At 60.2% G+C, this 21,052-nt stretch carries 20 protein-coding genes and 1 pseudogene; 3 read left to right on the forward strand and 18 right to left on the reverse strand.

Going from position 1 to position 21,052, the window contains the following annotated elements; all coding sequences use genetic code 11:
- The 17 genes and pseudogenes from AC5RWD_RS20440 to AC5RWD_RS20520 all read right to left on the reverse strand — a co-directional run.
- Positions 1-478 (reverse strand): annotated as a pseudogene (locus AC5RWD_RS20440) (isocitrate lyase); the annotation flags it as partial.
- A 221-nt stretch (positions 479-699) separates the two neighbouring features.
- Entirely contained in the window at positions 700-1,410 is a 711-nt protein-coding gene (locus tag AC5RWD_RS20445) for a TSUP family transporter (RefSeq protein ID WP_494021766.1), read from the reverse strand.
- A 40-nt stretch (positions 1,411-1,450) separates the two neighbouring features.
- The gene (locus AC5RWD_RS20450) at positions 1,451-2,605 is read right to left on the reverse strand and encodes a thiolase family protein (protein WP_494021767.1); all 1,155 of its coding nucleotides are present in this window, start codon (positions 2,603-2,605) and stop codon (positions 1,451-1,453) included.
- Positions 2,602-3,045 carry a MaoC family dehydratase gene (locus AC5RWD_RS20455; protein WP_494021768.1) on the reverse strand — a complete coding sequence of 148 codons (444 nt, stop codon included), beginning with the start codon at positions 3,043-3,045 and terminating at the stop codon, positions 2,602-2,604. Before AC5RWD_RS20455 ends, AC5RWD_RS20450 begins: the two co-directional genes overlap by 4 nt.
- Positions 2,975-4,246 (reverse strand): MFS transporter, encoded by a 1,272-nt coding sequence (locus AC5RWD_RS20460; protein WP_494021769.1) that lies wholly within the window; start codon positions 4,244-4,246, stop codon positions 2,975-2,977. The genes AC5RWD_RS20455 and AC5RWD_RS20460 overlap by 71 nt, the downstream gene beginning before the upstream one ends.
- A 2-nt stretch (positions 4,247-4,248) precedes the next feature.
- Positions 4,249-5,619, reverse strand: a complete 1,371-nt coding sequence (locus tag AC5RWD_RS20465) for an MFS transporter (RefSeq protein WP_494021770.1) — start codon at positions 5,617-5,619, stop codon at positions 4,249-4,251.
- A gap of 23 nt (positions 5,620-5,642) precedes the next feature.
- Positions 5,643-6,074, reverse strand: a complete 432-nt coding sequence (locus tag AC5RWD_RS20470) for a Zn-ribbon domain-containing OB-fold protein (protein WP_494021771.1) — start codon at positions 6,072-6,074, stop codon at positions 5,643-5,645.
- Positions 6,071-7,129, reverse strand: a complete 1,059-nt coding sequence (locus AC5RWD_RS20475) for a thiolase family protein (RefSeq protein WP_494021772.1) — start codon at positions 7,127-7,129, stop codon at positions 6,071-6,073. Before AC5RWD_RS20475 ends, AC5RWD_RS20470 begins: the two co-directional genes overlap by 4 nt.
- A gap of 101 nt (positions 7,130-7,230) precedes the next feature.
- Positions 7,231-9,189 (reverse strand): AMP-binding protein, encoded by a 1,959-nt coding sequence (locus AC5RWD_RS20480; RefSeq protein ID WP_494021773.1) that lies wholly within the window; start codon positions 9,187-9,189, stop codon positions 7,231-7,233.
- Positions 9,190-9,354: 165 nt separating this feature from the next.
- The gene (locus AC5RWD_RS20485) at positions 9,355-10,575 is read right to left on the reverse strand and encodes a PucR family transcriptional regulator (protein ID WP_494021774.1); all 1,221 of its coding nucleotides are present in this window, start codon (positions 10,573-10,575) and stop codon (positions 9,355-9,357) included.
- An 85-nt stretch (positions 10,576-10,660) separates the two neighbouring features.
- Positions 10,661-10,918, reverse strand: a complete 258-nt coding sequence (locus tag AC5RWD_RS20490; protein WP_494021775.1) for a hypothetical protein — start codon at positions 10,916-10,918, stop codon at positions 10,661-10,663.
- Between the two features lie 134 nt (positions 10,919-11,052).
- Positions 11,053-12,066: a D-cysteine desulfhydrase family protein gene (locus AC5RWD_RS20495; protein ID WP_494021776.1), complete on the reverse strand. Its 1,014-nt coding sequence runs from the start codon at positions 12,064-12,066 to the stop codon at positions 11,053-11,055.
- 299 nt (positions 12,067-12,365) lie between these two features.
- Positions 12,366-13,214 (reverse strand): IclR family transcriptional regulator, encoded by an 849-nt coding sequence (locus AC5RWD_RS20500; RefSeq protein ID WP_494021777.1) that lies wholly within the window; start codon positions 13,212-13,214, stop codon positions 12,366-12,368.
- 50 nt (positions 13,215-13,264) lie between these two features.
- The gene (locus AC5RWD_RS20505) at positions 13,265-14,482 is read right to left on the reverse strand and encodes a mandelate racemase/muconate lactonizing enzyme family protein (protein WP_494021778.1); all 1,218 of its coding nucleotides are present in this window, start codon (positions 14,480-14,482) and stop codon (positions 13,265-13,267) included.
- On the reverse strand, positions 14,469-15,470 hold the full coding sequence (locus AC5RWD_RS20510; RefSeq protein WP_494021798.1) for a C-terminal binding protein: 1,002 nt from the start codon (positions 15,468-15,470) through the stop codon (positions 14,469-14,471). Before AC5RWD_RS20510 ends, AC5RWD_RS20505 begins: the two co-directional genes overlap by 14 nt.
- Positions 15,471-15,513: 43 nt before the next feature.
- Entirely contained in the window at positions 15,514-16,092 is a 579-nt protein-coding gene (locus tag AC5RWD_RS20515; protein ID WP_353710712.1) for an OsmC family protein, read from the reverse strand.
- Positions 16,093-16,168: 76 nt separating this feature from the next.
- A complete protein-coding gene (locus tag AC5RWD_RS20520) occupies positions 16,169-17,515 on the reverse strand; it encodes an MFS transporter (RefSeq protein ID WP_353710711.1) in 1,347 nt (448 codons plus the stop codon).
- A 427-nt stretch (positions 17,516-17,942) separates the two neighbouring features.
- Between AC5RWD_RS20520 and AC5RWD_RS20525 the strand changes: the two genes are divergently transcribed.
- Positions 17,943-18,122 carry a LacI family DNA-binding transcriptional regulator gene (locus tag AC5RWD_RS20525; RefSeq protein WP_494021799.1) on the forward strand — a complete coding sequence of 60 codons (180 nt, stop codon included), beginning with the start codon at positions 17,943-17,945 and terminating at the stop codon, positions 18,120-18,122.
- Between the two features lie 261 nt (positions 18,123-18,383).
- On the opposite strand, the gene AC5RWD_RS20530 is transcribed toward AC5RWD_RS20525, so the two are convergent.
- Positions 18,384-19,343: a DMT family transporter gene (locus AC5RWD_RS20530; protein WP_494021779.1), complete on the reverse strand. Its 960-nt coding sequence runs from the start codon at positions 19,341-19,343 to the stop codon at positions 18,384-18,386.
- A 31-nt stretch (positions 19,344-19,374) separates the two neighbouring features.
- Between AC5RWD_RS20530 and AC5RWD_RS20535 the strand changes: the two genes are divergently transcribed.
- Both AC5RWD_RS20535 and AC5RWD_RS20540 read left to right on the forward strand, forming a co-directional pair.
- A complete protein-coding gene (locus AC5RWD_RS20535) occupies positions 19,375-19,929 on the forward strand; it encodes a helix-turn-helix domain-containing protein (protein ID WP_494021780.1) in 555 nt (184 codons plus the stop codon).
- A gap of 415 nt (positions 19,930-20,344) precedes the next feature.
- Positions 20,345-21,046, forward strand: coding sequence for a helix-turn-helix transcriptional regulator (locus AC5RWD_RS20540; RefSeq protein ID WP_494021781.1), 702 nt, complete (start codon positions 20,345-20,347; stop codon positions 21,044-21,046).
- Positions 21,047-21,052: the final 6 nt, after the last annotated feature.

Consider the following 21,052-nt stretch of genomic DNA (forward strand, 5'->3'; position numbering starts at 1 on the left):
TCGGGACCAGCCAGTCCTCGACGGTCTGGATGCCTTCGGAGAATTCGATCTGGTCGGCGCGGAGCAGGGCGTTGTTGATGCGGCGGACCACGGTGGGAACCGAGTTGGCCGGGTACAGGGATTGGTCCGGGTAGGTGTGGCCGGAGTTGTTGGCGTCCGCGGCGACCTGCCAGCCGGAAAGGTAGATGGCGCGCAGGCCCGCCTTGACCTGCTGGACGGCCTGGTTTCCGGTCAGGGCGCCCAAAGCGTTGATGTACCTGCCTTCCTTGTGCTCCTCGGTGAGCTGCTTCCACAGCTTCTCGGAGCCGCGGCGGGCCAGGGTGTGCTCTTCGGAGACCCGGCCGCGGAGACGGACGACATCCGTTGCCTTGTAGTCACGGGTTACGCCTTCCCAACGCGGGTTGGCAGCCCACTCGAGCTCCAGGGCGGCGGCCTGCTGTTCGGGTGTCTGCTGGGTGGGCTCAAATGCTGCAGTCATCGTTGATCTCCTTGATTGAGCTCCGGAATCGGAGGCAGGGGTGGCGTTCGGCAGCCTCTGGCACCTAGCCACTGCTTAAAAACATAAAGTGATTCGACTCACGCGTCGTCAGGACGAAACGAAGACTTTGCTGAGAAACGTTGCATTTAACGCAACGGGGCCGTTGTCGCTAAAATCCCAAGCTTCATGGCGTGTCTGCTCGATTGTTGAATTCCGCACTGCTACCAGGCCATAAGGCCCTTAGCGATAGCTCCGAGCGCACTGGCCCAGGCGACGGTTAGAGTAATCGCTGTGGCTGTCTTGGACGTGATGCGGCTGCGGACAAAGGCTCCGGCGCAGACACCGAGCAATAGCACGGGACTCAGGATGGCGGATTGGAGCAACAGAGAACTCGACCATCCCCATGCTAAAAGTGAGGCCACGTTGAAAAATACGAAGACGACCTGTGAGGATGCGACAAATCTCTGGTTGGTCCAGCCGCATGTGATGGCGTAGGCGGTCAGCAGAGGAGCCGAAAGCCCGCACAAACCGTGAATGAAGCCCGCAACTAATCCCGTTCCTAAGGGCAATGACACCCGCCCGTTCAACTTCTCTATGTGACTCGTTGCCGGACCGGCCAAGAGTAGTGATGCCAGTAATGTGCCGACCACCATGAGAAGAACAGACAAATTGAGCGCATGTGCCAGGAGCGCTCCCAGTGGAATGCTGCCCAGTGCTGGGAGAGTCAGGAGTGCAGTGGTCCGAAGGTCCACTGCACGCCATGTCTGTACGAGGGCTGCTACCGAAACCATTAGTCCTAACAGCAGTCCCAGTCGCATTCCATCGGTGGGGCCCAGAAGCAGGATCAGGACCGGCATCGCCACGAGCGCGAAACCGATCCCACCTACACGATGAACCGCGGACGCAACCAGGACTGCAGCTGCAGTCAGCACTGAACCACGGAAGCTGGAGGGAGGTCAGCTTGGGCAGGCATCAAATCAGTTTGAGGAGAATGGCCTGGCCTTGGCCTCCTCCCCCGCAGATTGCTGCCACACCTAAGTCCACTTCGCAGTCCATCATTTCTCTGGCCAGTGTTTGTATTAGGCGGAATCCTGAGGCCCCCAGGGGGTGGCCCAATGCGATGGCGCCGCCGTTGACGTTTACCCGTTCCATGCCGATGTCCAGTTCCCGGACGGATGCCAGGACCACGCCGGCGAAGGCCTCATTGATTTCCCAGAGACCGATATCGGCAGCGTTGAGCTTGTTCCTCTTTAATAGCTTTTTTGCAGCTTCTGCCGGTTTGAGGTGGAGCGAGAAGTCAGGGCCAGCTATCGTCGCTGCGTCTACAATTTCCACCATGGCCGTGTGGCCGCGGTCTCGGGCGAGCCCTAGGTTCATGATGATTCCTGCGGCGCCTGCATCGGACATTTGGGAAGCGTTCCCGGCTGTGATGCTCCCTCTCTCGGAGAATGCACTCTTTAGCTGCCCGAGCCTGTCCAGGGTAGCGCCCGGGCGGATCCCCTCGTCGTCCACAAGTCCTTGGAAAGGGACAATTTCCTTTTTGAAGCGGCCATCCTGGGCCGCTCGGGCGGCGCGGAGATGGCTTTGAAGTGCGAAGGCATCTTGGTCGGCACGGGAAATTCCCAGCTCAGTGTTCGACTCATCCGAAAGGGGTCCCATGCCTCGATCGGAAAGGGCGCACCAGAGGCCGTCTTTAGAAAGTAGATCGATGACCTGGCGGTCACCGAAGACCCCCGCTTGCCGGATTTGGATTCCGTGGAGGGCGCGGCTCATGGAGTCGAATCCGCCCACAAGTGCCGTGTCCAGCTCTCCCGACCGGATCAGAGTCGCGGACAGGCTGGCAGCGGTCATGCTTGCCAAGCAGACATTGTTGAGGGTGGTGGCCGGTACCGTCGGCGGGACGCCTCCCCTCACTGCTGCGCTACGGGCGGGGTTCTGTCCGTTTCCGGCTTGGACGACATTGCCGAGGAAAATGTGGTCAGGGACGAGTCCGTTCAAGGGCTCCAATGCCCCTTCCACCGCGGCGGCCCCCAGATCGATGGCGGAGGCGGTCCGTAAGGCGCCGTTGAATTTTCCTACGGCGGTCCGCGCGGCCGAGACGAGGACGGGGATGCGGGGTGATGTCACGACTCGTCCTCCCCCATGCCCAGGTCCATTGTGTAGCAGACGGCGGTGCCTTCAAGTACTACAGTTCCGTCATCGCGCACAACGGACGTCCGAAGCTTCGTGATCGGCTTGTCGGCACGCGCTTCGGTGACTTCGACGTGTCCGGTGATCACGTCTCCTGGCCGGACGGGTGCCTTGAAGTCCCAGTTCACGTTCAAAAACACGGTGCCCGGTCCGGGTAGTTCCTCCGCCACGACGGCGTTCAGGATGGCGCTGGTCACTCCGCCTTGGACAACTATTTCGCCGAATCGCGAGGCCTTTGCTGCCGCAGTGTCGTAATGCAGGGGGTTATGGTCGCCGCTTATTTGCGTAAACAGCACAATGTCGCTGTCAGTAATCCTTCGCGACAATTGGGCAGTCTGCCCGACCTTGGGCTGGGAGCGGGTCTGAATGGGGGTCATGATTGACCTTTCTTGTAGGGGGTTCGGTTCTTGCCAGCCTGCGCATTGCCAGAACGCCGATCAGAGGGCCGGGAAGCAGCAGAACGAAGGCGTACTGCCATCCGACGATCGCCGCGAACAGTGGGACGAGCTGGATGGTGACTACTGTCAGGAGGAATCCGATGGCGGTCTGGGTGGTGAGCGCTGTTCCGATGTACCGCGGATCGACATTTTCGCTCAGCGATGTTGAGAAGACACCGGAATCGGCGATGACTGCGGCTCCCCAAACGAGGAGAAAAATCAGCATGGGGATGCCTTCGGCCCAAAACATCAGGGGAGACAGGAGGCAGCAGCTCCCACTCACTGCCAGGGCCATGGCGGCTGCCTTGGGCCGTCCCCAGCGATCCGCGGCCCATCCTCCGAACAGGGCGCCGGCTGCCCCGCCGACTCCCATCGTAAGAAACATTGTTAGCCCTGTTTGGAGAGTGCTGTCCTTGCCTCCCTGGCTGGCGAGCAGGTACATCGGGAGCCAGGTCCAGAGTGCGTAGAGCTCCCACATGTGCCCGAAGTAGCCGATGTTCGCCAGCTTAGGGCGCTGTTCTTTGAACATGGCAAGGGCATAGCGGCGGTTTGGCCTGGCACTGGCTGTCTCGGCGTAGGGCCCCGGCCGAATAGCCACGACCGCAGTCAGGGCACCGGTGGCGGCAAGCGCTGCGGCGGAAGCCATGACGTTCCGCCATGGAAGATCGCCCATGCTGCTGATCAGGTGCGGTACGGCGGATCCCAGCGTTAAGGCTCCTATGAGGACTCCGAAGGCTTTTCCCCGTAGTGCAGGGGCAGACCATGACGCCATCAGCTTCATACCGACGGGATAAACGCCTGCCAGGAAGACGCCGGTCAGGAACCGGATCGCGATGGCCGGAAGCAGACTGTCCACGAAGGCTGCCAGAGCGGCGGTGGTGAGGGCGGCCCCGGCGGCGCAGGTGCCCAGCAGCACCTGCGGCCGGAATCTGTCAGCAAGGCTCAGTACCGTTGACGTGACCGCGCCGGCAACAAAGCCGACCTGCACCGACGCGGTCAGCCATACGCCGGCCGCGGCGCTGATGCCCCATTCGCGCTGCAGGGTAGGGACCACTGCGGAAGCAGAGAACCAGACAGCGAGGCCGAGGATCTGCACAAGGGCGATCAAGGCCTGCTGCCGGTTTGCCCGCCCAAAGTGCATGGTCAGTCGCGTCCTGCAGTTGCTGGAACCTGGATTTCGTTCGCCTTTGCCTTAACCGCAAGGGGGGCCCCTTTGCGTCGGTTTCCGCGGTGGGTCTCCGGGGAGAGCCATGTCGCCACGATAGTGATGATGCTCATTCCAATCATGTAGAGAGCCACCAGCCACGGCTGATTGTCAGAAATGCTGAGGAGGAATACGGCAAGAACCGGGGACACAGCACCAGCGATGGTGGATGCTATCTGGTACCCGAGGGACGCACCTGTGTACCTGACATTCGGTTCGAACATTTCGGCCATGTACGCGGCTTGCGGGCCGTACATCAGGTCGTGGAAGACCAGCCCAGCCACGATGGCCAGCCAGATCAGGATGGCGCTGCCGGTGCCCATCAGCATGAAGAAGGGGAAGGCAAAGAGCGCAGAAAGAACCGCGCCGATCATGTACACACGGCGTCGGCCGTACTGATCGGACAGCCAGCCAGAAATGAGGAGGGTGAAGCTGCTCACAACTGAACCAATAAGCACGCCGATTAGGGCCACCGACTGCGGAAGTCCCAACGCTGTACTTGCGTAGGTCAGCGCGAAGACCGTGATGATGTAGAAGATGGCGTTCTGGGACATCTTGATACCCACCGCCAGTGCCACTGCCCGCCACTGGGTCCGGAGGACATGGAGGACCGGGAACTTCGCTACCTCGCCCTTGTCCTTGACGTCCTGGAAGGTCGGCGTTTCCTCCATTTTCAACCTGATCACCAGGCCGACGACGATCAGCAGGGCGGATCCGACGAAACCGATGCGCCAGCCCCATGCGAGGAAGGCTTCTGGAGACAGCATCAGGCTGGAGGCCATGAAGACACCGTTTGCCAGCAGGAGCCCGACCGGAACCCCTGCCTGAGGCCATGCTCCGAAGAAGCCACGCTTTTCGGGAGGCGCATTCTCAACCGCCACGAGGACTGCTCCGCCCCATTCTCCGCCGACTCCGAAGCCCTGGATCATTCTCAGCAGCAGGAGAAGGATGGGCGCCCATATTCCGATGGAGGCGTACGTCGGGAGAAACCCGATCAGCGTTGTCGCGAGTCCCATGACGAGCAGCGAGGAGACCAGCATGGCTTTGCGGCCGATCTTGTCCCCGAAGTGGCCCATGATGACACCACCCAGGGGGCGGGCGATAAATCCCGCTGAAAACGTAAGCAGCGCCATCATTGTTCCTGCCATGGCTGAATATGACGGGAAAAACAGTTGATTGAAGACAAGGGCCGCGGCAGTGCCGTACAGATAAAAGTCGTACCACTCGATTGTCGTTCCCACGAAGCTTGCGATGCGCGCACGGCGGCGGGTAACTGCTTGTTCGAGCGTTTCAGTGCTTTCTGTTGACATGATGATCCGATCCTCGTTGATCGTTAGTGGATGGGGGTGAACTGAAGCAGGGTTTGGTTATCCGTCTCATCCCTGCCGGGAAGAAGCCTGACTGCCTGCCCGCAGTAGACGGTGTCGGGTGGGCAGGCGACGATGTTCGTCATGAGGCGTGGACCCTCGTCCAGTTCGACCAGGGCCAAGACGTAAGGCACCTGCGGCCCCCAGGCAGGATGACCGGGAATGGCGACCACGGTATAGGTCCAGACGGTTCCGGTCCCTGCGGCCTCTTGCCAATCGAGATCGTTGGACCAGCACCTTACGCAGAGGCTTCGAGGGTAATGCTGAAGATGTCCGCAATCCCTGCAACATTGCAGCAGCAGCTCGCCCTCGGATGCCCGCTGCCAGTAGGGAGAACTTCGGGAAGTGAATACAAATCCCGGCTTGGGAATCAGGCGTGTGTCAGTGGGAGTCTTCATGTATTGGCACCTCCCAGGACAAGGGCGACTTCTTCACTCATCGTTGCTCCGTTTCCGGTGACGAGGGCAATGTCCGGGTCCGTAATCTGGCGTTCCCCTGCTTCTGCTCGGAGTTGGCGGACGGCCTCCACGATGTGTCCCATGCCTCCGGCAAGATCAGCCTGACCGCTTGCGAGCTGACCACCGTGGGGGTTGATGGGAAGTTTGCTGTTGATGGAGAAGTCATGTGCCTCCAGCCAGGCTCCACTTTCGCCTTTGGCGCAGAAACCCGCGTCCTCCACGGTGATGGCAACGACGATCGAGTAGCAGTCATAGATGGAAAGGAAGTCGATATCCGCCGGGCCTATTCCGGCCATGGAGTAGGCGTCACTGATGGCCGGAGCCAAAGGAGACGTGGTCAATCCGGGTGCCTGACTGAGCGCGCGGTGGGTCACTCGTTCTCCCGCCCCGAGCACGTAGACGGGCGCTTTCTCCATGTCTTTGGCCCGGTCAGAGGAGGTGACGATGACGGCTGCTCCGCCGCCGCAAGGCATGACTATCTCAAGAAGCCGCAGTGGTGACATGACCATCGGTGAATTCAGGACGTCATCAGTGGCGATGGGTTTGCCATGAAATACTGCAGCCGGGTTGAGCATTGCGTTGGCCCGCTGTTTGACGGGGACCTGGGCCAGTTGCTGCGGTGTGGTGCCGAACTCGGCCATGTGGCGCTGGGCGATCATGGCGTATGCCTGGTTGGCGCCGCTGGCTCCATAGGGTACGTCGAATTCCCGGATCGGGTTGCGGTTAGGTGACCGGGTAGCACTCCCAGGGTCACGCGTATTGCCTAGGACGCAAAGGACGGTTTCGCACATGCCGGCGGAAATCGCCGCAGCCGCGCGCCACACCATTCCCGCCCCAGTGGCGCCACCGAGGTCAACAATGTCGGCGAAACGGGGTTGCAGGCCCAGATACTCCGCCACGGTCGCAGGAACGTGCTGCGGTGTTTCCCCAACTTGGGGACCGACTATGAGGCCGTCAATATCCGAAGGGGCCAGGCCGGAATCCTTGAGGGCCATTCTGGATACCCGAGCGATCATCTCCAGCGTTGTAACGCCGGGCGTTGATCTAGTGGGAGGAATCTCGGCAACCCCGACCACGGCACACCGCTGACGAAGCGTCACCGACCGCCTCCTATGGCCGACAGGGAGGCCGGGTCCTCAAGTGAGGAGGTATCCCCCGGCGTTTCCCCCAGATACACGGACCGGATAACGCGTCGAAGGATTTTCCCGCTCCGCGTCCTGGGTAGCGTGTCTACAACATGGACGAGTTTTGGCTTGAGCGGTTTGCCCAGGTCTCTGGAGACGACGTCGGAGATGATCTGAGCAAGTTCGCGCGTGTTCTCCGTCCCGGGGGCCACCCTTGCAAAAATCACCAAGGCTTCGCCTTTGATGGGGTCCGGGACGCTGATGGCAGCGGACTCCATCACAGAGGGAACACTGTTAACAACAGACTCAACCTCGGCAGGTCCAAGGCGTTTGCCTGCGATTTTGAGGGTGTCGTCACTGCGGCCCCGCACGAACCAGACTTTTTCGTTGTTTACCTCAACCCAGTCGCCGTGGAACCAGGTGGCGGCCCATCGATTCCAGTAGGTCGAGTAGTACCGTTCAGGTGCTCCCCAGAAAGTGATCGGCATGCCCGGTGAGGGACGACGCAGTGCGAGCTCACCGATGCCGGTTCCCACGCTGTTCCCGTCAGCGTCCACGACATCCGCGCCCATTCCGGGCAAAGGACCTGCGAAGCCGCAGGGGTGGATGGGCTGGGCGGTGAAGTTGGTCAAAATGGCGCCCGAAACCTCGGTGCCGCCGCTGTAGTTTATAACCGGAAGTTGACCCTGGGCCACGCGCTCGAACAACCATTCATAAGCGTCAGGAGTCCACGCCTCGCCACTCGACGCCAGCACACGCAGGCTTCCGAGGTCGATATTGGCTGCATCCGGATCCTGCGTCATGAGAGACCTGATCAGAGTGGGCGATACCCCGAGCATCGTGACGTTAAGATTCCGGACCACATCCCAGATTCGACCCGCGGAAGGAAAGTCAGGGCTGCCACTGTAGAGTGCCACGGAACTACCGGCAATAAGGCCTCCCAGAACAGTTATGGGACTCATGATCCAGCCCGGATCTGTCACCCACATGGCCACGTCTCCGCGTCCAACATCGAAACTGAAGGCGACATCACTGGCCGCTTTCACAGCAAACCCGGCGTGGCTCAGGACAATCCCCTTAGGAGCACCTGTTGTACCCGACGTGAAGGCTATGAGAAGGGGATGATCTGCCGGACAGGTGGCTGCTTCCAGCGGAGCTGCCGGAGCTTCGGCTCCCAACGCTTCCCACGCCACTTCCCCAGGCAGAGCAGGGTCGCTATTTCCTGGTGCAAGGGTGACGACGACTGTAGTGAGAAGTGACTCGACGCCTTGCAGAGCCGCTGCTGCTTCTTGGCGCAAGGCCACGACCCGCCCGCGGCGGTCGAAGCCATTGGCAACAATGTGGGCCTTCGCCCCGGCAATCCTTAGACGGTCAGCAACAGCAGTTGCCCCGAAACCGGAAAAGATCGGCACGGAAATAGCCCCGATTTTCGCGCAGGCGAGTTGAGCCACCGCCGCTTCCTTGACCATTGGCAACTGAATTCCGACGGTGTCCCCGAACTTCACACCTGAATTCAGCAGTCCTCTGCTGACCCGGTCTACCTCGGCAGCGAGTTCGTCAAACGTCCACTTTCCGCTTTCACCGTTTTCGACTTCCCAGGCGAGTGCGGTTTCATTTCCACGGCCGGCCCTCACCCACCGGTGTACAGCGTTGTCCGCGGCGTTGAATTTGCCGTTTACGAACCATTTCGTCGCATGAGGCTCGTCCAGCTGATCGAGTGTGGCGGTAGGGGTTTCCTGCCAGTCCAGCTCCAGCCACTCCGAAACGGTTCCCCAAAACCAGGACGGCTTTTCATATGCTTTGGCACCCAGCTCGCTTATTGTGGCGCAGTCTGCAGCGGCAGCAAATTTCAAAATTCTGCTGCGCCCGATTTCGGTGGGACCCGGCTGCCACACCAATCCTTGGGTAGGGCTTGCGGATGTGATGGTCACAACTTCTCCTGACGCTCTTCATTGTGTTTCAGGTCACGACTGATGGTCTGACAACCGTAGGAGTGCTGACCCGTTGGTGTCCCTACGGGGAAACGCCAAGTTTCATGGTGTTTTTTGCGCTTAACGCAGTGGCACCTCGTGTACCAGGCGAGCTGGTTCGAGCATTCAATGAACGTCTAGTTGATCCTCGGTGTCCTGCAGTCTGAGGGACAGGGCGAGGAGTGTGAGATCTTCCGCGTTGAAAGGGTCGTGCCCGGTTATTTCTTGGATCTTTTGGAGCCTGTATTTCACGGTATTGGGCTGAACCCTGAGGGCCTCCGCGGCTTGAACCAGCTTGAAATCCGCCCTAACGTACGCCCGGAGCGTGGCGAGCAGTGACGTGTGTCGAGCTGCGTCATGATTGCGAAGCGGGGTCACTGTTTCTTCGGCAAGGTCATTGCGGAATGCGCTGGTCCTCACCAGATGATCAAGGAGTGTGTCGCAGTACAGGTATGCGCGTGGTTCAGACTTGTCTAGGGGCGCCGATGCGATCGCGTTCTGGGCTTCTACGTAGCCGCGTGCCACTCCGGCGAGACCGTCGTGGGGCCTGCCAGCACCTAGGACGAAATTGGGCAAGGCCGCAGCCAAATCATTTAGCCGTGCACGAAATCTATCCCCGGTCGGTGTGCGGAGGTCCTGGATCGCTACTATCTCCTCGTTGCGCACACCAACCAGCGCCAACCGGAACGGGGGTTCTGAGAGCCGGGCCGTCACGATTTCGAGGGAATCACGGAGGAATTCCGAAGCAGCCGCGGAACGGGCTGCCCACCGCAGTAGCAGGACCTGATAGCGGCCCGTCATCTCCAACCGGTGCAGCTTCGCATGCCGTGAGATTCTCGGCACGTTTCCATCAACCAGTGCTTCCAGCAAATCCCGTCGACCCATTTCGCGGTCATGAATCAGTCCCGCCGCCTCGCTGAGGTACGACTGGGCTACAGCGGTCGACACGAGGTCAACGTGCTTCATGATCATGCCGGCGAGAGTCAGCGCCGATTCAGGATTATCGTGCGTTTGTGGGGCCGCCAAAACTTCTTCCCACACAGTGTGCCCCCACAGCCGGTAAGCATGAAGAAGCGCTTGAATCGGGACCCCTTGTCGAAAGCGCCGAATGGCACTTTCCCTGAATGGGAGCAGTTGGTCGCTGGTCAGCTCCTCACTGGATTCGATGCAGTGGAGCATCACCTCAAGGTTTCGGCGCGCGGTGGGTGCCACGTCCTGCTCGATGAATCCCTCCGGCAAAGAGCGGTATTCAACGATGTCTTCCCGGTAGCGCCGGGCCAACAACTCTCCGATATCATCGGCGCGTTGTTTCAAGTACTCCACAAGGGTTGACTCCTCGTCAGCCATACCAGGCCAATTCTGACCCTTCATGACGTCACGTCCTCCTGTTGGGTTCGACCGGCTATCGCAGAAGTTTGGATGCCAGCCAGTTTCAGTGTGCCCGAGTCGAGGTCTGCGGTTGATGCTCTGTGCGGCCGGGCTGGTAGTAGAACAAGCTGGTCCACAGACTGTAGCCTTGAGCCTTTTCGATGAACTCCCTGGAGTGGATTCCGTCGGCGGCAAGCCAAATACCTGAGTCGTCGGGCATCACGGCATCGACTAAGCCGGCGCGGTACAGGCACCGGCCAAGCCGGACTTCAACCATCGCGCCTTGAACCAATCGCCATTCAGTGCAGGGTTGCAAGCTCATGAATACATCTTTCGTTGATGCATTCCGCATCTTTAGTGATCGGGCGACCGTGCAAAGCCGGGGCAACCCGGGTTGTCCTGTCCTGCCTTGTTCCGACCTTGCCGGGACTCGCCGCTCCTTTCGGCTAAAACTCCTTACGGTTCCTCCCTGCCGGCTACGCTCGCGCGATAACCAAACAGACCAGGTTGGCCTCCTGTGTGGAGGAACAGGATGTCGCTGACGCAGCCAAACCCATGTTCCTTTTTCCGGATCCCGGCAACCAGACCTGCCATGGCCTTGCCGGTGTATACCGGGTCCAGAAGTATTCCCTCGGTTCGGGCCAAGAGGTGCACGACGTCCAACATCTCATCAGTGGGTAATCCGTAGCCGGGGCCGATGAACCGGTCATCCACTGTGACGTCGTCCATCGTTGGGCGGTTTGCTTGATCGGCACCCAGCAGGGCGGAGGTGTCAAGGGCTAGCCGGTGGACTGCTTCACGCTGGGGATGTTCCGGGAAGGCCACGCTGAAGCCGACCACCGCGGTCGTATCACCCGAAAACCGGAATCCGCTCAGAAGCCCTGCCTGGGTACCTCCGCTGCCGGTACCCAATGCCACTGCGTCGAATTTAATTCCCGTGGCCATGATCTCTTCTGCGCATTGGACGTATCCGAGTCCAGCGTGGGCGGTGGAACCCCCAAGAGGAATAGCGTACGGAGTTTCGCCGCGCTCACGGACAGACTCCACTGCGAGTTGGAGCTCCTCGGCGAGCGTTAGCTCCGAACCGACGAACTTGATCTCTGCACCGAACATGCGGTCAAGAAGCACGTTGCCCGAGTTGCGGTAGTCCGCATCGGAGAGCGCTCCTGGTCCGAGTACAAGGACGCATTTAAGGCCAACCCGGGCTGCGGCCGCGGCAGTCTGTCTTGCATGGTTTGACTGCATTGCCCCGCACGTCACCAAGGTGGTTGCTCCAAGGCGCTGTGCCTGGCCGATGAGGTATTCGAGCTTGCGGACCTTGTTGCCTCCAAGCGCGAGACCACTTTGATCATCCCTCTTAATCCAGATCCGTGTGGGACTCCCAAGAGCCTCCGAGAACCGGTCGAGCGGGTGCACGGGCGTTGGGAAGTAGCCCAGCCCGGTCCTTACCTCGAGTGCTTCAGCAACCATGGTCTTGATCCATTCTTTGCGTTATTCCGGAGCGCGGGTTTCCTGCCTTAGGGCTCGATGCCAGTGATAGGAATCAGCCCTGTGGCTACCAGCCGTGCTGAAATGCGGAAGGGGGCAGAGGGTTTTGGGTGCCACTAGTGACCAGGGGTCTTGCCTCGGCACCTGCCACAACCTCGCTGGCCGCGGAGAATTTGTTTATTCTGGGCCCCACGCCAACGAGGACCTTGCACGATCGCTTGTGCGTCAGCTTCGATGAGGCAACAGTTTCAGCGAGCGTTCGCTTCCCGTCGCGGACCGGTTCAGCCGTTGACGCTGAGGCGGCGCATGCTGCTGTTGCTGAAGCGGGGATCAAGTTCGATCAGGGCTTCCGAGAAGGCGGCAGCCTCCTGCTGCAACCACTCGACGATTTGAGATCGCCGGGGCTCGGTCATGCGCGGTTCTATTGCGGCAACGCTGAGCGACGCTACAGGGTCTCCGTCTGCTCCCAAGACGGGAACCCCAAGACCGGCAGAGTCCGGGATCAGGAGCCCGGGGAAATACGCATATCCGTTGGCCCGGGCCTCATCGACCATCTGACGCACCACGGTGGATTCAAGGCCAAGGTTTCCACCGGGGTGATCAGCATCGTCCCGGATGATTCGTTCGATGTCGTCGTCACCGAGCCATGCCAGCAGGGCAAGGCTCCCGGCGCAGGTTCCGAGCCGGAGCCGGTCGCCGACGCGCGGGTTGAGAGTGCGGATGGGGAAAGACCCTACGGCCTGGTCAATGCAGAGGGCCTTGTTGCCGGCACGCACCGAAAGGTAGACAGTGTCTCCGGTCAGTTCAGCGAGGCGGAGCAGGTGTGGTTCAGCTACGTCAAGTAGTCCGTGCCTGTCTGCTGCGGCGCTTCCGTAACCAACCAGGGGCAGGCCCAAAAAGAACGTCCCTGACTCGTCGTCCTGCTCGACCCAGCCGATTTTGGAGAGCGTTGCCAGCAGCCGGTGAACTGTGGTCTTGGAGAGTTTGGTCTCAGCGGCTATGTCGACCAGGCGGCTGCCGCTGCGGCCCGCGGCGGAGATCGCCTGGATCACAGCGGCAGCGCGCTCTACACTACGGATGCTGTCCGTGGCCCCAGCTAGCGCAGGCCCCTGCTCTTCGGGCGTCGTCATGGAATCAGAGTATCCGGTATTGACATGCGAAGATCCGGGCGCTGTCATGGCTACCGCTTTATCCCGAGATACGCAGTTCGTTTTACAGCCGGTCGCGAGAGGATCGCCTCTTCAATGGGTTCTGTCCCCCACCCTGGGCGGCCGGGCACCTGGAGCCGGTCCCCTCGCAGGACCGGGGCGTGGGTGAAGAGTTCATCGTCGAATTCAAGGCGGTCCACATCGTGTTCCATAATCCTCAGATTCGGTGCCGCTGCTGCGAAATTGGCGGACATCATGGTCGAGAGGTGGCTGTAGAAGTTATGCGGGGCAACGTTGACGTCGAAAGCTTCGGCGGTGTTTGCAATCTTCATTGCCTGCCACGCACCGTTCCAAATGACATCGACAATGCCGACGTCCAGGGATTGCCGCTTGAAGTACGGCAGGAACTCGCGGACGCCAAACAGGGTTTCGCACGAAGCGATGGGGACGCCGCTCTGTTCCCGGATGTGAGCCAGGGCATCGGGGTTGTACAGGTCGAGCTCAGCCCAGAAAAGGTTGACGTCCTTCAGTGCACGCAACAGGCGGAGGTATCCCTCGGTTCGAGCGTTGAAGTTCATGTCCAGGAGGATCTCAACCTCGTCGCCCACTCCTTCTCGAAGCGCGTCGACATGGGCCACGACGTCCTTGATGAGTTTGAGGTCGATGTTGAGTCCTGGTTCGTAGGGGTTACCGAAGCCGGCGCCCCAAGACTTAGGGCCGTTGGGACCATAGGAGAACATGTTGGTTTTGACCGCTCTGAAACCGCGATCACGTGCTTCGCGCCCGGCCTCAGTAACGCCCGCCAGGTCCGAAATGCGCGATCCATAGTGATCGGGGTGGCTGATGCGCCAGCTGGCGCAGTGGGACCAGTAGACCTGGATTTCATCCCGGTGCTTGCCGCCGAGCAATTGGTGGACAGGAATACCAAGGATCTTGGCTTTGGCGTCGAGCATGGCGTTTTCGATCGCGCCGAATGCTTCTGCCGGCAGCCCGGATGGTGCGGGCCGCGCCGTTGCTGCGACCTGCATATAAGTGCGCTCGTGGTTGAAGATATCGGCGCCCACAAACAGTGGGGCGTAGAGCTCGATGACGTTGGTGAGGCCTCGTGGGCCGAAGTCTTCGTCAAATTCTGACCAGCCGACGACGCCGTCCTCGGTCGTGAGCTTGACGAAGTGGTAATTTCGCCATCCTGCATCGCAGGACAGGGTTTCGATGCTCTTAATTCGGACAGTCACTTCATCGTGGTTCATCTTGCCTCCATCGGAAAGAGTTGGTCTGCGGAGTGTTTACCGGGTGGGCGACCTGCTGGCCTTTCAACAGGCGGGCTATATCGGTAAAGGCTGTGGTGCTGACCTCTTGAAGGGAGTCAGCTGAAAGATACGCGATATGCGGCGTCAGGGTGATAGCTGGCTGGGACCGCAGGGGACTGGTCTCCTGAAGCGGTTCCTGCGCAAAGACATCCAGGGCTGCGCCGGCCAGGTGCCCGGAACCGACTGCCTCGGCCAGGGCGGCTTCATCGATAATGCCGCCCCGGGATACGTTGACGAGGAAGCTACCTTTCTTGAAACGGCCCAGTGCGTCCTTGTCGATGAGGTTTCTTGTCTGGTCGGTCAGTGGGACGTGCAGCGACACTATGTCCGATGTGGAGATGAGTTCATCGAAGTCCATCGATTCCGCACCGACTGCCCATATTTGCTCAGGATTTGTGCGCGGGCTATTGGCGCGAGTGGAGAACCCGATCGGGGCAGCCATCTCCGCCAGCCGTTTCCCGGAGCGCCCGAATCCGATGATTCCGAGGGTCAGTTCGGACGGGCGCCGGATGGTCCTGCCAATTTCCTGACCATTCCATCCGTGCGCCCGCACATCCGCGTCGAAGTCCTTGAGCCGGCGTATGCCGTTCAGGATGAGTGCGAGGGCATGGGTTGCGACATCTGTGTAGTTGCCGTCCGGCACGTTGGTCACCTGTACCCCCAACTCGGTTGCGGCAGTGATGTCGATTGAATCGACACCGACTCCGGGCCGGGCGATTACCTTGAGGTGCGGCAAGGCTTCCAGGACGGTCCGCGTGATGGGCTCGGTCATGACGACGAGCCCATCCGCGTCCCTGCAGTTCGTGATGATTTCGGCCTCCGTCGCACTGGGCCGTACCTCGACTGAAACACCGAGTTCTTCGAAACCCTTCATCGTTGCCTGGTCGACAGCGATTGGGGAGCCATCAATTTTGTATACCCGGTGCATCACGAACGCTTCCTATCCTGCGGTTTGTCGATCTGGTGTCGGACTACGCCAGCGTCGTGACCACATCAACGGGGCGGATCAGGGTGTCCCGGATCGGGGACCGCTGCTGCACGGTCTCGACCAGGTCCTCAAGTTCCTCGCGGGTCGCGGTCGGAGCGTCGAGTTCCACCGTGACGCGGATCTGGCTGGCACCGGGGTTCTCTTCAGGGGCAATGCCCAGGAAGGAGGCAAGGTCGAAATCAGCCTCGAGCTGCAGCTTGTAGCTTTTCAGTTCGATGTTCCTGGCGGCGGCATTGGCCGTGAGGGTGACGGTGTAGCAGCCTGCGAGGGCCTGCAGGACATATTCCGCGGGTGATACCGCGGTGTCTGTTCCGAGGAGGCTGGCCGGCTCGTCGCTGCGCATCTCGAACTTACCTGCCCGCGAGGCATCCTTCTGGCCTGCCTGGGTGAGTGCGCCGGTGGCGGACCGAAGCTTGAAGCCGTCTTCCCATTCGCCCTCTACCGAAAAGGTGACTTCACCGAGGGTCCGCTCGCCCCGCACTGCCTCGATGGTAGCCGTGAGCTGGTCCAGATCGACGCCGTTGACGATGCCGCGCTCTGTGTTGGTCTCTGTTACAGACATTGATGATCTCCTGTTTGTTCTGGCAAGTGCCAAGTCAATGTAACCATAGTTCCGTTACGCGGAACAGGGTTCCGTTTTATTTTATAGCAACCGGGGCATGAGCAAGTTCTTCTGCTGCTACTTTCGCGTTCTTGATGATCCTGGCCCGCGCAACGAGGACAAGGGCGCCTGACAGTAGCGTGAAGGCGCTGGCAACGAGCATTCCGGGCTGAAGGCTTCCGGTCATGTCCTTGAAGTATCCGGAGATGTAGGGGGCGAAGAATCCGGCGAGGTTGCCTATGGAGTTGATCAGGCCGATACCCGCGGCCGCGGCTGTGCCGGTCAGGAATGTGGGGGGAATCTGCCAGAAAACTGGAATCGAGCAGAAGACTCCCACAGCCGTGACGCAGATGCCGATCATGCTCAGCAGGGGTGAGCCAAGGACCAGAGATATGGCGAGGGCGGTCCCGCCCAGGAAGCAAGTGATGGCGACATGGATGAAGCGTGACTGCGTCTTGTCCGAATGCCGGGACCAGGGCAGCATGACGGCGGTCGCGACGGCATAAGGAATGGCCGAAATCAGGCCGATCTGGGTGAGGTCGAACTTCACGCCGTACGTTGCCTGGAAGCCGGAAACAATCTGGGGGAGAAAGAACCCTACCGCGTAGACGCCGTATGCGATTCCGAAGTAGATGAATCCCAGCATGAAGACGCGGGGGCTGAAAGCCTTGCGGATCGAATGCCCGTCGTGGGCTGCGTCAACTGCCGCGTCTTCGGCCGCGATGGTGGCTTCCAGCCGTACGGCGTCAGCCCTGTCGAGCCATTTGGCCTTGGTGGGGCGGTCAACAAGGATGAAATAGCCGATGACTCCCGCGAGCACTGTAATCACGCCCTCGATGAGGAACATAAAACGCCAGCCGACAAGTCCGAAGATGCCGTCGCCGTACTGCATCATCATGGTCGAAATTGGCGATCCCAGCAGGAATGAGATCGGAGCCGCGATGTAGACGAAGGCAACGATGCGTGCCCGCTGCCCGCGGGGGAACCACATGCCAAGGAAGTAGATGATCCCGGGGAAAAACCCTGCCTCCGCAACGCCGAGCAGGAAGCGCAAAATGTAGAAGCTGATTGGTCCTTGCACGAAGGCCATCGCGCCAGCGATGGCGCCCCAGGTCACCACGATCCGGGTGATCCAGATGCGGGCACCGAACCTATCAAGCATGAACTGGCTGGGTACTTCAAAGAGGAAGTACCCAATGAAAAATACGCCTGCGCCCAGCCCATATGCAGTGGCGCTCAGGCCCAGGTCAACGTTCATGGTCAGAGCGGCGAAGCCTACGTTGACGCGGTCTACGTAGCTGAGGAAATACAGAATCATCAGCATGGGAAGCAGGCGCAAAGCGACCTTCTTCAGAACTGGTTTGTCGATGTCGGCGATAGTCATCGAGGTGCCTCCTACAACGTCAATGTTGTTTGTGAATGTGACAGTTTCGGTTTCCATCCCAGGTGGAATGTTTGTAGTGCCGCCGGCATCAGTGCGCGGTGACTCAAGCTCTTCAGTCAACTGGACTGGGGACAAGGCCTGATCCGAACGGAGTCGTTTGCCTTACGCCTTTAGTGAACCAGCTCACGTAGCGCACGTCAAGAAAAAGTTTCGCTAGACGGGTTTCTGTTCTACGTAGCGGAACACAAGTGGAGTGATGGGCCCAGCACTCCTATTGAAGGCCGCCCCTGGCTGGAGGGGGCGTAGTGCCAGATTGACGCCCGGAAGTGATGCGCGCAGCCGAGAGCGCAGTTATGCGAATAAACCCAGTAGCAATAGGTCCGAGGAGTTGTCCATGGCTGGAACACGGTCAAAGTCAGGACCGGCGATGCGCGACGTCGCCGCTGCCGCTGGCGTCTCGCAGGCTACGGTTTCCTTGGTGCTGAACTCGGATTCCGGGTCATGGTTCGCGGAGGAGACGCAAGCGGGTCCGGGAACCCGTGGCCCGCCCTGGCCTACCCTTCTATCGCCCACGCCAAGACCGATCGTGAAGGCGTGGTCCGAATGATTGGGTTTATCGGCGATCCTTTGCGACCATTCCTTTTGTCGGTGGCATCATCGAGGCGCGCAGCAGCGGGCATGGAAGACGGGCTCCTTCTGCTGACCGTGAATACCCACGGCGACAAGGAGCTTGAGGCCGGCCGCCCGGGACATGTTCCCTAGTTCCAGCGAGCATTTCGTTGGCTCAACGAGGAGCACGGCTCCGGTCGAGGTGGTCGCGCCCTGTACGGGTAAGTGACAGCAGTATGAGTCGTGGCAGGGGCAGGTGTTAGTCCGTTTGCTCGAGGTGGAGGAGAACGGGGGTTAGTTTGTCCACCCCCAGTGCAGGCTCACCTGAAGTATTGGAGTCGCCACGTTTGCGGGGTTTGAGTTCGCTGACGAGGGCGCCGACGACAATGAACACGGCCCCGACGATCGCGACCGGGGGCAGCCGGTCCCCGGCGACCCGGCCGATGATCGCAGCCCATACAGGCTCGGCGGCGTAGATGATCGTTGCCCGCGTAGGCGAGACGGATTTCTGGGCCCAGTTCATCGTGAGCTGGATGAGGCAGCTCGCAGCCCCCAGGACGACAGAGGCCGCCACCCACACCCAGGAGAATGCGGGCAGCTCCTCACCGACGACGGGCATGGCCAGAAAGCCCAGTAGTCCCGCGACAAGCAACTGGACCACGGTCACCCGGCCCAAATGCACCTTGCCCGCGAACCAGCCGATAAGGATGATTTCCGCTGCAATCGGAAGGGTGCTCAGGACGGTTGCGATCTCCCCCGAGCCGAAGGTGAAGCCGACGCTGCCCGGGTCGGCGAGCAGCACGAGACCTACGAAGGCAAGCCCCACGCCGATCCATGTAGGAAGGCGCGGCGGCTTTTTGAACACCATCCACTGCAGGATTGGAACAAGGGGAACGTAGAGGGCTGTGATGAATGCGGAGGTGCTGCTGTTGATCGTTTGGAGTCCGACGGTTTGCAGTCCGTAGCCGAGGAAGATCATCACGCCGATGGCTGAGCCTGCCGCAAGTTCTTTCCAAGCAAGGCCACGGAGGACGCGCGCGAAAACGAGAGCACTGATGATGCCAGCGGTCACGAACCGCATGCCCACAAAGAACCACGGTCCGCTGTACTGGACAGCGATGTGAACCATGAGGAACGTCGCCCCCCACACGGCTGTGATGAGGACGAGTGCGAATTCCTGCCTGGAGAGCAGGCGCCATCGCGGACGAGTGTGCAACATGCTGCACACTCTATGGTGCAGAATAGTGCACATGCAAACAGAGGGAACTAACGGTGTCCTAGAGCACGTCAGTGCGAACGTGCGTCGCTATCGTTTGGCGGCTCAGCTCAGCCAGGTCGCTCTGGCGGACCGCGCAGGCATCAGCCGCCGTACTGTCGTCAAGCTCGAGGCAGGTGAGGCAAATATCAGCCTGACAGGCCTCGATCATCTCGCCGATGCGTTGGGTGTCACATTCGTCGATCTCGTTGCCGCACCAGCCGCACCTCATACCGATATCAGCGAAGTTGCATGGCGAGGAGACCGGCAAGGCAGCGTCGCGGTGCTGCTGGCATCCGTTCCCGCCGCCAAGGACGCCCAATTGTGGGCGTGGACCCTTGAAACGGGCGATCGCTACGACGCGCAGCCGGATCCGGTGGGATGGTCGGAGATGCTCTTCGTCTCCGAGGGCTCCATCCGCGTCGAGCAGGAGCACGGCGATACCGAGCTCCGTACGGGTGACCACCTTGCCTTTCCGACCTCACAGCAGTACGCCTACGTCAACGTCGGCGACACTCGGGCACGCTTCGTGCGAGTCGTCGTCAGCTAACGCACCAGCCCTACATTTTTCCGGACGAGCATTGATCAGTCGTTGAGATCGGCGATGTTTGCCCGCGATTACCCCGATCTGCTTAGTGGCGAAAAATCGCACTTCGAGGGGTGTCTCCGAAGGCGGTCATCATGACTCAGCGCAGGGAAGTTCGTGCCTTCGAAATGCTAATCGGGTCGAGGACAGGCGGACGAGGAAGCGGGAACCCGGCCTATGCCTGTCTCTGAAACGCCATCAGCCTTGGCCGCACATACGGAAAGTCACGAAGCCCTCGTTGATGTCGCCCCGTCTTTTTGAACAAAGTGTTAAAATTCTAGGACTGAGTGCAGTGGATTCAACAGCTTTGCAACGGAGGACTAGCATGGGCAGTCAGATGAGGGACACGATGGCGCCGGCTCCAGAAGGTCTCCAAGGAATGGACGCTGAATCAATCAACTGCGTCCTAGAGCTTCTAGTGGAGCCTCTCCAGGCTTCTGTTCCCCAGCCGACGGAGGTTGTACTGCACGATTTGCAGCGAATCCCGGACACGGTCCGGGCCATTGCCGGGGTAGTTACCGGTCGGCGCATCGGCGATCCGCCCACAGACAAACTTCTGGAACGAGTTGCTGCCGGGGACCTCAGCCACGAGATTGGATATCGGTCGCAGTTACCCGACGGGCGGATACTTCAGAGCACCACGATCATCTACTCCGACCGGGACGGTCGTGCCGCAGCAGCACTGTGCCTGAACACAGATGTGTCAGCCTGGGTCACGTTGCGTGCAGCAATGGATCGTTTTGTCTTGGGCCACGAGGCGGCACCCGCGCAGACGCAGGCTTCGCTGGCGGCGCACCGGTCGGCCCCATCGTCGGGACCGGTGAACGGAAGTGAATACTTTCCACATAGTGTTGAAGAGCTGAGCGGCCGCCTTGTTGATGCGGCGATTTCAACTGTTGGCGTGCTGCCCGAGAAGATGCGGAAGGAACATAAGGTCCAGGTAGTGGCTGAACTTGACCGGCGTGGCTTCTTCTTGATCAAGCAGGCCGCGGAGACAGTTGCCGCGGCGCTGGGAGTCACCAGGTTCACGATTTACAACTATCTCAATGAAGTGAACGGATCGACCGAACAAAGCGCTTAAGCAAAG

It is taken from the genome of Arthrobacter sp. CMU6 (genome assembly GCF_059090205.1).